The 13,907-nt window shown below is 62.0% G+C and carries 14 protein-coding genes and 1 pseudogene; 8 read left to right on the top strand and 7 right to left on the bottom strand.

All coding sequences use genetic code 11. The features are described 5' to 3' along the window. Positions 1-2 precede the first annotated feature (2 nt). From ku to AC1DF8_RS28000, 3 genes and pseudogenes are all read left to right on the top strand, one after another. Positions 3-815, top strand: coding sequence for a non-homologous end joining protein Ku (gene ku / locus AC1DF8_RS28010; RefSeq protein WP_018115263.1), 813 nt, complete (start codon positions 3-5; stop codon positions 813-815). A gap of 4 nt (positions 816-819) precedes the next feature. Continuing rightward, the gene (locus AC1DF8_RS28005) at positions 820-1,080 is read left to right on the top strand and encodes a hypothetical protein (protein ID WP_018115264.1); all 261 of its coding nucleotides are present in this window, start codon (positions 820-822) and stop codon (positions 1,078-1,080) included. 79 nt (positions 1,081-1,159) lie between these two features. Continuing rightward, positions 1,160-1,395: pseudogene (locus AC1DF8_RS28000) on the top strand (BrnA antitoxin family protein). A gap of 6 nt (positions 1,396-1,401) precedes the next feature. Here AC1DF8_RS28000 and traA read toward each other — a convergent pair. Continuing rightward, entirely contained in the window at positions 1,402-4,677 is a 3,276-nt protein-coding gene (gene traA / locus AC1DF8_RS27995; protein ID WP_478155834.1) for a Ti-type conjugative transfer relaxase TraA, read from the bottom strand. Between the two features lie 282 nt (positions 4,678-4,959). On the opposite strand from traA, the gene AC1DF8_RS27990 reads away from it, so the two are divergent. From AC1DF8_RS27990 to AC1DF8_RS27980, 3 genes are all read left to right on the top strand, one after another. Then, complete coding sequence (locus tag AC1DF8_RS27990; protein WP_112547278.1) at positions 4,960-5,292, top strand: mobilization protein; 333 nt, start codon at positions 4,960-4,962, stop codon at positions 5,290-5,292. Next, positions 5,289-6,977 carry a type IV secretory system conjugative DNA transfer family protein gene (locus AC1DF8_RS27985; protein WP_478155833.1) on the top strand — a complete coding sequence of 563 codons (1,689 nt, stop codon included), beginning with the start codon at positions 5,289-5,291 and terminating at the stop codon, positions 6,975-6,977. The genes AC1DF8_RS27990 and AC1DF8_RS27985 overlap by 4 nt, the downstream gene beginning before the upstream one ends. 73 nt (positions 6,978-7,050) lie before the next feature. Beyond that, positions 7,051-7,317 (top strand): WGR domain-containing protein, encoded by a 267-nt coding sequence (locus AC1DF8_RS27980; protein WP_478155846.1) that lies wholly within the window; start codon positions 7,051-7,053, stop codon positions 7,315-7,317. 459 nt (positions 7,318-7,776) lie between these two features. Here the strand turns inward: AC1DF8_RS27980 and AC1DF8_RS27975 are convergent, their stop codons facing one another. Continuing rightward, the gene (locus AC1DF8_RS27975) at positions 7,777-8,106 is read right to left on the bottom strand and encodes a hypothetical protein (RefSeq protein ID WP_478155832.1); all 330 of its coding nucleotides are present in this window, start codon (positions 8,104-8,106) and stop codon (positions 7,777-7,779) included. Between the two features lie 86 nt (positions 8,107-8,192). Here AC1DF8_RS27975 and AC1DF8_RS27970 point away from each other — a divergent pair, with 86 nt between their 5' ends. Both AC1DF8_RS27970 and AC1DF8_RS27965 read left to right on the top strand, forming a co-directional pair. Beyond that, on the top strand, positions 8,193-8,393 hold the full coding sequence (locus AC1DF8_RS27970; protein ID WP_112547277.1) for a hypothetical protein: 201 nt from the start codon (positions 8,193-8,195) through the stop codon (positions 8,391-8,393). A 157-nt stretch (positions 8,394-8,550) separates the two neighbouring features. Next, positions 8,551-8,748 (top strand): hypothetical protein, encoded by a 198-nt coding sequence (locus AC1DF8_RS27965; protein WP_478155831.1) that lies wholly within the window; start codon positions 8,551-8,553, stop codon positions 8,746-8,748. Here AC1DF8_RS27965 and ligD read toward each other — a convergent pair. From ligD to AC1DF8_RS27940, 5 genes are all read right to left on the bottom strand, one after another. Then, the gene (ligD, locus tag AC1DF8_RS27960; RefSeq protein ID WP_478155830.1) at positions 8,730-9,773 is read right to left on the bottom strand and encodes a non-homologous end-joining DNA ligase; all 1,044 of its coding nucleotides are present in this window, start codon (positions 9,771-9,773) and stop codon (positions 8,730-8,732) included. The two genes, AC1DF8_RS27965 and ligD, sit on opposite strands and share 19 nt — an antisense overlap. A 136-nt stretch (positions 9,774-9,909) precedes the next feature. Beyond that, entirely contained in the window at positions 9,910-10,212 is a 303-nt protein-coding gene (locus AC1DF8_RS27955; RefSeq protein ID WP_478155829.1) for a DUF982 domain-containing protein, read from the bottom strand. Between the two features lie 183 nt (positions 10,213-10,395). Next, positions 10,396-11,337 carry a DUF2493 domain-containing protein gene (locus tag AC1DF8_RS27950; protein WP_478155828.1) on the bottom strand — a complete coding sequence of 314 codons (942 nt, stop codon included), beginning with the start codon at positions 11,335-11,337 and terminating at the stop codon, positions 10,396-10,398. A 315-nt stretch (positions 11,338-11,652) separates the two neighbouring features. Continuing rightward, positions 11,653-12,687 carry a DUF7146 domain-containing protein gene (locus AC1DF8_RS27945; protein ID WP_478155827.1) on the bottom strand — a complete coding sequence of 345 codons (1,035 nt, stop codon included), beginning with the start codon at positions 12,685-12,687 and terminating at the stop codon, positions 11,653-11,655. Continuing rightward, on the bottom strand, positions 12,684-13,901 hold the full coding sequence (locus tag AC1DF8_RS27940) for a DUF932 domain-containing protein (RefSeq protein WP_478155826.1): 1,218 nt from the start codon (positions 13,899-13,901) through the stop codon (positions 12,684-12,686). Before AC1DF8_RS27940 ends, AC1DF8_RS27945 begins: the two co-directional genes overlap by 4 nt. Positions 13,902-13,907 lie beyond the last annotated feature (6 nt).

Below are 13,907 nucleotides of genomic sequence, written 5' to 3'. Positions count from 1 at the left end.
TCATGGCGCCGCGATACTACTGGAAAGGCTACCTCAAGCTGTCGCTAGTCACGTGCCCCGTGGCGATGACCCCCGCGACGTCCGAGTCCGAGAAGGTTCGCTTCCATACGCTGAACAGGGATACCGGGAACAGGGTTGTCTCCCAGTACATCGATAGCGTGACGGGGAAACCTGTCAAGGAGGGCAACGAGGCCAAGGGTTATGCTCGCGGCGAGAACGACTACGTGATCCTGACGGAGGACGATCTGGATCGGGTCGCGCTCGACACCGTAAAGACCATCGACATCGAGAAGTTCGCTCCGGCAGACAGCATCGAATGGATCTACTTGGAGAAGCCGCATTATCTGATGCCCGACGATACCGTGGGCAACGAAGCCTTCGCGGTTATCCGAGATGCCATGAAGTCGGAGGGTGTCGTCGGCGTCTCCAAGCTTGTTATGGGACGCCGAGAGCGCGCCGTGATCCTGGAGCCTCGTGACGAAGGCATCGTCCTGTGGTCGCTGCGGTTCGGCGACGAGGTGCGGCCGGAGGAGAGCTATTTCGAGGATATCGAGGACCACGCCGATCCCGATCTCGTGCCGCTTGTTCAGAAGCTCATCAAGCAAAAGTCTGCGCATTGGTCGCCGAACATGGTCAGCGATCCCATCCAGACCAGCCTGCTCAAGCTGATCAACGAGAAGAAGAAGGCGCTGAAGCCGAAGAAGACGGCGAAAGGGAAAGCCGAGGAAGCGGCGCCCAAATCCAACGTGGTCAATATCATGGACGCTCTTCGCAAGAGCGTCGAGGCAGACCTCAAGGGCCGCAAGGCGGGTTGAAGCCATGCACCTGACAAACACGAAGGTGATCCACGAAAGCAACGGCTGGCGCGTCGACTTCATCGGCGATGACGGTGATGCTGTGACCGTTTACGTTGCAGACGCGGCCTATATCGACGAACACACTGCCGTCGACCGAGCCCGAGAGATCATGATCGGCCTGACCGCCTTTGGTACGCGTGGCGGCGGCAGAAGCGTGAACTCCTATGATGCGGCCAGCAATGGTAACTTTGATGATGGCGAACCTTTGTTGACCCGGCACTAGCCTGAACAGGCATTTTCTTCGCGAGCGGGAGCCGTGAGAACTCTCCCCCTGAGGGATAGGTGTATGGATTATGGAGCCCATCGCAACGACACCCCGCCGACCCGTCAATCCCGCTGAAGCGCTGTTCAAGCCGGCCAAGACACCCGCGACGGCCGTCGAGCGTCGTTCAGGTCCTGTCGCGACTGAGACCGTCTCGATGCGATCGACGGCGATGTGCTGGCCTCTTTTCAGGAAGATGGCCCGGGTTGGCAGGACCGCATCAACGCAGCGCTTCGCAAAGCGACGAGGCTTTGCGCTGATCAGACAGCGAGGTAGAAAACGCTATAGTCTCAGGCCCAAGGTTTTCGTGCGTGAGATCGACCGCTTCAGCTCCATCTGATGCGTCAGCTCGGCGAGATGGCTCCGGTCTGCCAAGCGCACCACGTCGCGGATACGATCGATATCACCACTCGGCAGATGGCCTGCCCGCTTTAGCTGATCTGCAAGATCCGAGGGGTCGGCGCGCCCGAACCGCTTCTCCATCGCGCCTGCGATTTCCCTCGCTTCGTCCAGCGCGCGACGACCTTCCGGCGATGCCAGCAGTTCTGCAAGGGCGCGATCCTTGTCGGTGCGGAACGCGGCAACAAGCCCGCGAAGCAGGTTCTCGGACCGGCTGCTCAGCCCTGGCACCGCAATCCCGTCCTGCTTGTCGCGCTTCCAGCGCTCGGAATTCGTTTCAGCCTCGAGACGTCGCTGCCAAGTCTTTCCGGACTGCTCGACATGGGAGGCCAGCCCCTTGATGAGGCCGAGTGCTTGCCGGCGCTCCGGATTGTCGCCGAACATGCCTGTCTTGCCCACGAGAGGCCCGAACGTTGCTGGCGAGGATCGAAGCTGTTTGCCGAGTTCGGCAGGATCCATGTTCCTATCGAGGATGCTCCCGCGCAGTCCGTCCATCGCCTTTTCTGGGTTCGCATAGATCCGCCCGGCCAGCGACTTTGCCGTCTCCCATTCGCGCTCGAAGGCCGGTAGCGCCTTTGACCGTGCAATGTCCTCCACGCTCCTCTCATATTTGGCGATTGCCGGAATGAGGATTGGACGATCACCACGCTGATCACTGCCTTCGAGCCGGTCGCCCACCGTCACATCGCGATCGACCGTGGGTCCTATTCGACGCGCCGGCTCAATAGCGCTCTCCGCGCGATCTGTTGGGCGCTGTCGCGGCGCCTCGCCATAGTCTTGCTGTCCCCTGCCCGCGTCGTGGTGACTTTCCATGCCGCGCCGACCCTGGAGATCATTGCTGTAGTCGAGCGTCGTTTCCTTGACGCCTGACCGGCTCAAGGTCTCGCCGAGCGATTGCACGGTTTTGAACTCATCGAGCCCCGCATAGAGCTGCACGGATTCTCGATGACGCGTCATCGCAACATATGTCAGATGCCGGTCCATCGTCCCTGATGCCAGCACGAAACTGCGATCGACCGTGGCGCCCTGCGTCTTATGGATCGTCGTGGCGTAGCCGTGGTCAAAGGCTTGGTAACTATTGGCCGGTATGGTCACTTCGCGTTGCCCGCCCGACGGCTGCGCCTTGCCGTCAAGCCGAACTTGTATTGCGTCCGGCGCGACGGCGATGACCTCGCCCAGCATGCCATTCTTGACGCCGAGGTCGCGATTGTTTTCCAGGAAGACGATGCGGTCACCGGGTGCAAAGGCACGTTTCCCAACGCTCGTCTGATAGGTTAGCTCGTCGCCTCGATCGACCGATCCGGCAATGCCCTTGGCCAGCTCGCCACGCGCCTGCAGCGCGGCGCGAACACCGGCATTGATCGCTGCCACATCCCGACGTCGATGCGCCATCGCGATGCGCGTACCGTTCGGATTTCCCGAGCAATCGGCGACGTAATCTGCGACGACCGCCGCCAGCACGTCTTCGCGGTTCGCCTTCAGCTGGACGTTGCCATGCGCCTCATAGGCAGCCAGTCCTTCCACCGTTCGGTGGGAGGCAAAGTCGATCGAGGCCTGCTTCTGCCAATCGGCTTTCTGTCGTCGGACTTCCGACAATTGCGCATGCCCGACGGCTTGCGCGATCGCCCGGAATGGAGCCCCTGCTCCGATCGCCTGCAGCTGCTCATGGTCACCGACGAGGACCAGCTTTGCACCTGCCCGATTGACCTCGTCGACGAAGCGCGCCAGCTGCCGGCTGCCGACCATTCCCGCCTCGTCGATGACGAAAACGTCGCGTGCGCTGAGGCGACTGCGATTGTTCTGCCAGGAATAGTCCCAGGACGCCAAGGTGCGGCTTGAAATGCCCGAGGATTCCTCCAGACCTTCAGCCGCCTTGCCGGCGAGCGCAGCACCCTGAACACGATAGCCCTGCGCCTCCCAGGCATGACGTGCGGCGGCCAGCATCGTGCTCTTGCCGGCACCGGCAAGACCGACAACGGCGGCAATCTGACTGGATGCTGTGACATGCTCGATCGCACCGCGCTGCTCGGCCGACAGCCCCTGCCCCGGCGATCCGCTCGCGGCCTGGATCGACCGGTCCTGTTCGGCGATCGCCGCATCGACATAGCGCCTGGCCACTCCAAACTTCCGGCGCTCATGCATCGCCACAGCGGACTTCGCCATCGCCGCCTCGATCGCGACGATCTCGACCGTTGAATAGCGTGCCTCACCGTCACGGCCGCGAACCTGCGCATTGTCGGGTTTCAGTTTGACGAGTGCCTTTGACGCCAGGACCGAGGCGAAGGCATTCTGGAAAGTCTGCTGATCATCATTGATGTACCGGTGCAGGGCGCGGGCGATATCGTACTTGTTGAAGACGCTCTTCTCGTTGGTGATCAGCCGCAAGATGTCTTCGGGTCGGTTGCGGATAATCTCGGCGTTCCGATCCGCCGATTGCGAAGAGATACGCGATCGCGAGACCGTGCCGCCCTGACGTTCGACCTGGGTCGCATGCACACCGACATGCTCGGTCGGCTCCAGCGTGATGCCGGCTTCCAGATGCGAGCGGTTGTCAATGCGAATATCGAGACCGGCAATCGCCAGATGCCGGTTGGCGAGCTGCTCCCAGACTTGACGGATGTCCTTGAGCTGCAGCTGCGCCGGCGGCAGGTTGTTCGCCAGCAGCCAACGGTTCTCGCGCTCGAGCATGGTCTTGTCGCCAAGTCCGCTCTCCGTTACCTGCCGTGTCGTCATCATCAGATGCGCATGGCTGTTGCGGAGATCGCCGCCCCCGCCCGGCTGATGAATGGCGAAATCGACGGCGGCGCCGTAGCGGTTGGCGAGTTCCTGCGCAAAGACCCGCGTCAGCGCCAGACGCTGCTCCGCGTTCAGCTCATGCGGCAGCGCGATCTCGAATTCCCGGGCAACGCGGGCGTCGCTGCGCTTCTCGGCACGCTCTGCAGCGTTCCATAAGGTGGACCGCTTCCTGGCCCAATCGGCGTCGACACCCGACGGCATGATGATCTCCGCATGCTCGACGCCCTGCCGGTTGGAATAGTCATGGACCAGCCCATCGCGCTCGTTCTTCAGCCGCACGGCGGCACGATAGGCGGCAGAGGCGACGGCGCTGCGGCCGCCGCTGCGGGCGATCGGCTTCATGCTCATATGATAGATCGCCATCGCCCTCCCCTTGTTTGGGCCGCCGGCCCGCGCCTTGAGTTGCCCCGCAACTCGTAAGTGCGCCCTTGTGCCTTCCTCGACTTCGCTCCTCAGGCCCTGGTGGGAGCACGTCGCACGCGCCTCATGCCGTCCTAGGCCGATCGTCCCGACGCTACTACTCACAGATCTGCGAGTAGTCCAACTGCCACCCATCGTTGCATTATCCGCACATGCGATCGCGGGCGGCCATCATCCGGATGCCCGCTCGGGCCATCGCTCGAACGTCAACAGAAAGAGGAATCCGTGGCTCGCAAAACCATCGGGGAACGACTGGCGCAGCTCGAGGCCCAGCGAAAGACGTTGCAGATCCGGCTTTCCAGGCAGGAACGCGCCATCGACACACGCCGCAAGGTGTTGATCGGAGCGCTGATCCTTTATCGGCTGGAGACCAATCGCGACATTCAGATTGGCGGAGGACTGGCCGGCTGGCTGAGAGCCGAACTGCCAAAATTCCTGACGCGCGATGGCGATCGAGACCTGTTCGACGACCTCCTGAAGCCCGCGGTAAACGAGCCCCTCGATGGCAACAGCGGGACCAGCAGCGACGGGACGAGCGGTTACAGGAGTGTCCCATGATCCTCTATACCGGGCTGATCAAGATCGCCCTTGCCAACATGATGCGCATGGCCGCCCGCGACCCGCTCTGGGCCATCGTCGCGCTGATCACCTTCCCGCTGCGCTCTGCCAGGTCCTTCGTGATGGGCGCGACCGGCTATTTTATTGTCGTGTTTATCGTTGGTTTCGGCATCGACTATGCCCTGCGCGTGGTCCTCGGGGCCGACAAAGGCGACATCCTCTGGCATATCGGCAACTGGGCCTTCGTGCTCTTTGTCATCCTGCTGCTCATCCGGCTCCTGACGAGCCCGCTCATCGCCCATTTCGCTACCGCCGGTGATGCCGACACGCATGGGACGGCACGCTTCGCCCGATCGAGCGAAATTGCGCCACTTAAGAAATCGGAAAGCGGATTGCTGATCGGGCGGTGGCCAGGCAACGGCAAGCTTCTGCGCTATGACGGACCCGCCCATCTTATGACCATGGCACCGACGCGTAGCGGCAAGGGTGTCGGCACGATCATCCCGAACCTTTTGACGGTCGACCGCTCGATCATTTGCATCGATCCGAAAGGGGAGAATGCGACGATCGCCGATGAGGCACGGCTAAGCTTCGGGCCGGTTCATCTTCTCGATCCCTTTGGCGTCACCGGCAAGCCGTCGGCGACCTTCAATCCGATGGAGGGATTGGATTGTGACAACATCGATGTAGTTGAAGAGGTCTCGACGCTAGCCGATGCCCTGGTGTTCGATGAACCCGGCCTGTCAGGCGACGCGCATTGGAACGAGGAAGCGAAGGCGCTGATTGCGGGTCTGCTGCTCTATGTGCTTGCCAGCCAGCCGGAGGAGCGGCGCACGCTGACGACGCTCAGGCACATGCTGACGCTTTCGTCGGACGCCTTCCGTCGCGCGCTCGATGCGATGCAGGCAAGTGAGGCGGTCAACGGGCTGATCGCACGTGCCGCCAACCGCCATCTCGGCAAGTCGGACCGCGAAGCGAGTGGTGTTCTGTCGGCCGCGCAGCGACACACGCATTTCCTCGACAGTCCGCGCATGACCGCGGTTCTCGCACGATCGGATTTCCGCTTCGGCGATCTTAAGGCAAATACGGCAACCGTCTTCCTGGTCCTGCCTCCGGACAGGCTCGCCGCCTATTCGCGCTGGCTGCGTCTGCTCGTCGCCCGGAGCCTCACCGACATGGCGCGAACGGCACCCTCGCCGCAGCCATCAACGCCGCCCGTTCTCTATCTTCTCGACGAGTTTGCAAGCCTCGGTCATCTCGCCCCGATCGAACGGGCCATGGGGCTGATGGCAGGTTACGGGGTGCAGCTCTGGCCGATCGTCCAGGACATCCATCAGCTACGCGCCACCTATGGCCAGCGCGCCGGCACGTTTTTCGCGAATGCGGGCGTGCTGCAGGTCTTCGGCGTCAACGATCACGATAGTGCGCGTCTCGTCTCCGATCTCCTCGGACAGGAGACCGTGGTCTTCAATACGGCAGCGCGCGCGCTCGACGCGGAAAAGACCGGCCTCACCTTCGCCGAACAGCATGTCGGTCGTCCTCTGCTCACACCGGATGAGGTCCGCAACCTGCCGACCTGCCTCGAACTCTTATTCATTGCAGGCCGCCGGCCGATCATGGCGACGAAGCTGCGCTATTATGCCGATCCGGAGTTCGCGGATTTGTTCTCAAGACTGGAAGATTGAGTTGCTGACATCAGCAACGTGAATCGGTCAGGCCGGATCGATTCACAAATGTCGTTGGACGTCGCGAACGCTCATTTGCGATTCTGCCGGCAAGAGCTCGCAACCCTATCGTCTCTACGCAGAACGCATCGACCCGTCGAAGAACATGGCGCGCTACTATGCTCTGTCGATCGAGCCGACGCTGTTCGGCGAGACATCATTGGTCCGAAGCTGGGGACGGATCGGCAGTCGCGGTCAGCGGCTGGTGCACCTCTTCAGGACCGAGCCGGAAGCAGTCGAGCTTTTCCTCGAAATTCTGCGCGTCAAGCGTGGTCGAGGGTATAAAGCAAGAACGTTCTGATTTGCTTCAGGTCGGGCGGCGTCTACCTGCATATCTCGCGTTTGGATTTTTCGAACAAGCTGACGCAAAAACGAAAAAAGCCTGCCGCGGGAGGAGGTGCGGCAGGCTTTCGAAAAGAACCGAACAGCGACTGGGAGGAGGAGTGCCGCTGTTCCTCGAGACAGACCTGGGAGGAGGAGAGGCCTGTCTGGACTCGAAGCGTTGCGGGAGGAGATGCATCGCTTCGATGTGCTTATGTTTATCGCTTGTTACTAAGGATTTCTATTGCATATGCTGCACTGCACCTATGCAAAATTCACTGTCCAAGCTTTCACAATCGTGCCCGCTATCGCGGCCATGACTACCGGCGCGGTTGCCACCAGACTTTCGATGCTTTGGCACGATCGTTCGGCCGATGAGGCAATTCCGGACGAGCGCAGACGTCACGCTCGACGAGCGGCTCGCTTTGCGAGCGCGTGATTAAACCGGTTTGGACTGGCCGGCGGACTTTCCCTTGAACCACTTGTTCCAGTTGATACCGCGCCCGCGATCGCGCGGGTCGAACCATTCACCTCCGTATCGGCCCATGAAGGTCTGGGCGCCGACCCTGGTCGCAAAGCAGTGAACAGTGTAATGCCGGTCTTCGAAGAAGACGCTATGACCGCGATGGCATTTCATCAACCGAGCGCAGAATGCTTCCTGCTCCGCGGCCTGTTCTCCCAGCGACAGTTCGGCCAACAGGGCAACTTGGAACGGCCATCCTCGATCAATCTCAGCGGGGCTCAATTCGCCTTTTCGCCTGTTCGTCATCCCATCTCCCTTTAGCTTTTGCGGACGGATTGACTCTTAGCCAAAAGAGAACAAAATAGGAACATCTTAATACTCGAGGATGCGACATGAGCGACATCGACCGTTCTGCGACCCTAAAACCAGCCTCGCCCGTTGCGCGGAAGTGCCATTGCGGCGATTGGGCCGGGTTCGGTTTCTCCAAGGGCGAGCGTCAGGATTGGTGGTGCTGGAAGCACTATCCCTACAAGACCTCGGCGCGCCTCGAAGCCGCCGAAATTGCCGACATGCTGGCGAACAAGGTCGCCTAACATCTTGTGCTTCGATGAATGCGAGTTGGCGACGAACGGAAATGCAACAAACCGATGCGTCGTCCTTGCAGCATCGCCAGGATCGTCCGACAGGACAACGCGATATCTCTGGACACTTGATCGCGCCGGCCGGCCTCTACCAATCGGTTTCGATACGATGGATGATCTCACAGCATTTCACGCGAACGAAGACCTGCCCGGCGTCATGCCGGCCGACTGGCTGGTGATGGCCCTTCTGATGGACGAGGATGAAACGGGCGCGGCATTTCTTGCCTCCCCGCATGGCTGGACGCTCGAGGCAAAGTGGAGCGAACGCCGGGCCTCAACGGATCAGGTTCACTCCGCGATCCTGTAGACCGCGGCATTGTCCTGAACCTCCCGCAGGCCCTTGTAGGAGGCATGTCTCAGCTTGCCGTCGTCGGTCCAGGCGCGGTATTCGATTTCCGCGATCAATGTCGGCTGAACCCAGACGAGGTCCTTGGTGCGCCCGTCATAAGCGACGGTCGGCTTCTTGGTCGCAAGCCTGTCCATCAGTGTGCGAAGTTCGACGGCGATCTTGTAGGAAAAGCCGGTACCGACCGAGCCGACGAAGTGCAGTTGGCTGCCCTTCCAGGCTGCGAGCAACAGGCTGCCGACACCACCGCGGGCGGCTGCTGATTTCTCGTAGCCGACGATGAAGAAGCTTTCGCTCTGGATACATTTGACCTTCAGCCAGTCGCCGGATCTGTCGGAGCGGTAGGGACTGTCCGGATCCTTGAAGATAACGCCTTCCAGGCCGTGCTCGCAGGCAGCCGCAAAGATCGCCTGCGGCTCTCCCTCGAGCTCGTCGGAAAACCGGATCGCACCCGCACGCTGCCCGATGAGATCGGCAAGCAGATGCCGGCGGCTCGACAGTTCCATGGTTCTGAGGTCGTGGCCGTCGAGATAAAGAAGATCGAAGGCAAAGAAGATTGCGCTGGACGACGGGAGCTTGCCGCCCCGCCCGCCGAGCGACCGCTGGAGCGCGCCGAAATCGGAGCGTCCCTCCTCGTCGAGCACCACGGCCTCACCATCGAGAATAGCGCTGGCAACACGAAGCTCTTGGGCCTCTGCCGCAATCGCCGGGAATCGCGCAGTCCAGTCATGGCCGCCACGCGTCAGGACCCTGATCCCCTTAGGCTCGATATGGATCGCCAGCCTGTAGCCATCGAACTTCAGTTCGGCGATGGTGCGTGGATTGCCGGGTGGCTTGTCCTTCAAGAGAGCAAGCGCCGGCTCGACGCGATCGGGCATCGGATCCAAAAGCAGGTTCGGCTGTTCGGGATCGCGTTTTCTGCGAACGGCGCCTTTGAGCGGCCGTTCATTGGCAAGAAGGGGTTTGCTGCGGGGACGGTCGATCATGTGTGGATTACATCAGCAATATCTAAAGAAGAGGTTGTCGAGGCGGTTCATGATGGTATCGTTCTGTCGTCACCTTACCGGGTGCACTGCTTCTCTGTGATGACCTCGAACTGCCCCGCGTTCTGCGGGGCTTTTGTCATTTCTCATCGCTTTGTCTGATCCCTTCCATATCGTCGGGCAGGACATGCATGCTCGAAGCATGGGCAGCCTCGTCGAAGGCCTGGCGGGCGATCTCCGGATCGAGATGGAGCTGCACCGCGTCCATCGAGGTCGCCAACGCATGGTGGAACCGCACCGGATCGTTTTCGAGATGCGGGCATTTCTCGCTGAGGAGAAACGCTGCGAGATCCTCGACGCTGTAGGCCTGGCGACATTTCGACATGCCGTCGATCCCTGCATGCAGCGGCCTGATCGGCGTGGATGAGGAAAGTGATTCCATGACGCGGTACTCCCGGTGTCTCGACAGAGTCACATGGGAAGCGATTCGCGCGAGTCGAGTCGCCGGGTGCAGAATCGTTTGCGCACGGACGCGCGTTCCCAGCACCGCGTCGATCCATGATGATCGAGACGGAAGTTCCGCAATCCCGATCACGGCTCGGAGACATGGTGAGGAAAACGGCGCTCACGCGCCGTCTCCCGAAGCCTGCCAGACCGGAATGCCAAGGCGCCGGGCCTTGTCGGCGAGATTGTCGGTGATGCCGTTGCCCGGGAAGACGATCAATCCTGCCGGCATGACAGACAGCATCTCGTCGTTGCGGCGGAAGGGGGCCGCCTTGGCATGTTTGCTCCAGTTCGGCTTGAAGATGATCTGGGTTACCTTGCGGGCTTCTGCCCAGCAGGCGGCGATGCGTTCTGCCCCTTTCGGTGCGCCACCGTGCAACAGCACCATCTCGGGGTGCTTGGCATGGGCCTGGTCGAGCTTTTTCCAGATGCGGTCATGATCGTTGTAGTCCATGCCGCCGGCAAAGCCGATCTTCGTGCCCGCCGGGATCATGACCTCGGTCTCGGCATGTCGACGTGCGGACAGGAAGTCCTTCGAGTCGATCATCGCCGCTGTCATGTTGGCATGGTTGACCTTCGAGCCTGTGCGTGGCCGCCAGGCAGAACCGGTCTGAGCCTCGAAGAGGTCTGCGCTGTGGTCGCGCATGAACTCGAATGTGTTGCGCCGTTCGAGAAGGGTGATGCCCTCGGCGATCAGCCGTTCCAGTTCGATGCTTTTGACCTCCGATCCGTCCTGCTCGCGTTGGCCTGTGCGCTGCGCCTCCTCATTGCGATCGAGTACGCGCTGGATGCGATCGGCGCCGCGATGGAAGAGATTGACGGTCGACCAGAGCAGGTCTTCGAGATCGGGTTCCAGCCTTGTGTCGGCGAGCATATCGGACAAGGCGTCGAAGATGGTCATCAGCGATGCTTGGACGATAGGCTCTTCGGGCAAGGGCCGGGGGTCGGGTTCGTCCTGGAAAGGCCGATAGCCATGGACCTGCATTTCGTAGATGAAGCGATCGGTCGGCGAGGATGCGTGGTGCGGTTCTGCGGTATCGTCGAGCAAGGTTGAGCAAGTCATTGAGGATCTCCGTGGTTTGAGCCGCTCTTCGCGGCCTGACGGCGATCCCTTCCCATGCCGGTCGCGGCCGGAACCGCTGCGCGAAGTGCTGCGGCCCAGCGCAGCGCTGGGCGGTTGAGGGCCGGTTTCTTGCTGCGCGAGGAGCGCGGGAACCGCGCGGGGAAGAAACCGGACCGATCCGCTGAAGGCTGCGACCGGCATGGTACGGGTCGCCACCCGACAGGCCCTCAGGCGCGGTCCCACACATGGCGATCCGTCAGCCGCGCGCTCGACGGCCTCACCGCAGAAACGTTCGCGTATCAACGCCGGGCGCCGCTATCGCGAAAGATAGGCGGTCGCATCGTCCGGGACGAGCTGGCGGGCCAGGTTCGCCACTAGACGGGAAGATCCAAGCCGACGCAGATCCTCGTTGAAATCGCCAAGCTCGGGCGTGAGCACCAATGGCAGCACGCCGAGAGCGGTGGCGGCCCGGCCCAATCCCTCGACCCCGTGGCGCCCCGCCGCATCGGCGTCGGCAGCGATATAGAGGCGCTTGCATGCCGCAGGCAGCAGGAAGGCTGCGAGATGATGGGCCGAAAGCGCTGCCACCATCGCCATGCCGGGAAGGACTTCCGAAAGAGACAGCACGGTCTCGATACCCTCGCCGACGGCCAGGACCGGGCTTTGCGATCCCGGCGGCATGTTGAAGCGCACGCCGTTGCCGATCAGGCGACCGAGTGCCCGGCGCGGTTCGTTGACCCGGGCCTTGCCGTTTCCATCAGGATCAAGCCATGTCCGGTGGACGCCGGTCAGCCGGCCCTCGACATCGGTGACCGCAGCGATCAGCGCCGGCAGGCCTGTCGTGCCGCCGGTCGAAAGATCTCGGTAGTAACAGGAGGGATGGAACCGCAGAGCGCGACGGCTTGCAGCGCCCGAGATACCGCGGCTCTGCAGGTAACGTTCGCCCACCGTACCGGCGATCGGCACGGCACCGGCAAACAGCAGCCCTGCCCGCGCCGCGGTCGATCGGCTGTCGGACGCATTGGCGTCCCGACGTTCTGCCGCCATGGGTTCCAGCCGCGGCAGGTTCAGAAACAGCCGTGCCTCCGCCGCTACATCGGCGAAGGCGATCAGGCCGCAGATCGCGCGGATGAGGTCAAGGAGATCGCCATATTGGCCGGTCGCCGCATCGCTCCAGCGGCCAGCACGCGGACCGGTCAGCCGCACAAACAGCGACCGACCCTTGTTGTTGCCCGTATCGCCGGCGATCCAGTAATTGCCGTATCGCCGGCCTGCCGACAGATAATGACGGCAGACCGCCTCGGCATGACACGCGAGGCGGTCGGCCAGGTCGGAGGCCCAGCCTGTCATTGGCTGGCACTTTCAAGCAGTTTCTTCGCCTTGCCCTCGAGATCGAGGCGGACGTCCTGGTTGGTCCGGGTGCGCGCGAGTGCGGTGATACCCTGCACGAAATCGAAGATCGATTCCGGCGGACGTCCCTCCTCCGACAACACCATGTCGATGACCTTGCCGGTCTCGCCTTTGGAGAAGCCGCGCCGCCGCAGAAACGCCTCCCGGTCGTCATCCTGGCGGGCAACGATCGTCTCGCGTGCCGCCTTGATGCCGGCAACGAAGGGGGCTGGCGAGGAATTGGCGAAGCTTGCAAGGGCGGGGGCCGCCTCATGGGCGAAACGCTCGCCGGCGAATTTTGAATGCCGGATGGTGATTTCCTCGAACTGTTCCGTGCCCCAGAGATTGCGGTTGGCGCAGACGGCCCTCAGATAAAACGAGGCGATGCCGAGCGTCTTGGAGCCGACCTCGGAGTTCCAGGCATAAAAGCCCCGGAAATACAGATCGGGCTCGCCGTTCGGAAGGCGCCCCGCCTCGATCGGGTGAGTGTCGTCGACGAGGAAGAGGAAGACGTCGCGGTCACTGGCGTAAAGCGTCGTCGTATCCTTGGTGATATCGACGAAGGGATTGTGGGTCATGGTCGCCCAGTTGAGCTGACCCGGCACCTTCCACATCGTGTCGCCGGTGCCATTGCCGGCGATCTTCATCACGGCTGCAACCAGCTCATGGTCCCAGATGCGGCCATAGTCGGGACCGGTGACGGCGCGAAGTTCGAGGCGCCCGTCGTCCATCTCCAGCGTCTTCACCAGTTCGGCGCGATGGGACAGCAGTCCGTGCTGGAGATTGATGGCGGCGAGCGGCGCCGGCAGCTGGCGCATATAGGTCGCAGGTGCACCGACCAGGCTGCAGAGCTGGCCGTAGCTCCAATGGGTCGGCGCGATCGGTTGAGCATCACGTTGACCTCGGCTTGCGTTCTCGCCGGAGACGATCAGTTCGAGCCGTTCGGCATTGTCGCGTGTCGCTTCGACGCGGATGGCGCTGGTCTCGATGGTCCGGGCATGCGCCCGATCGGCGCGCGAGCGCACGGTGTCGTAGAGCGCACTGAGCGACAGGAAACGCTCGTCGTCGGGGCGCGAGAACCATTCGGACGAGACGCGGCCGATGCGCTCGCCGCGCGAGATATCGACCCTGAAGCCGGAAGACGACACGGGACTGTTGAAACTGGAATTGGTCATGACAGA

The sequence above is a fragment of the Rhizobium sp. 05N49 genome (assembly GCF_056396805.1).
Note: the sequence above shows the minus strand (reverse complement) of the source record. Positions and strands in the feature narration are given on the sequence as shown.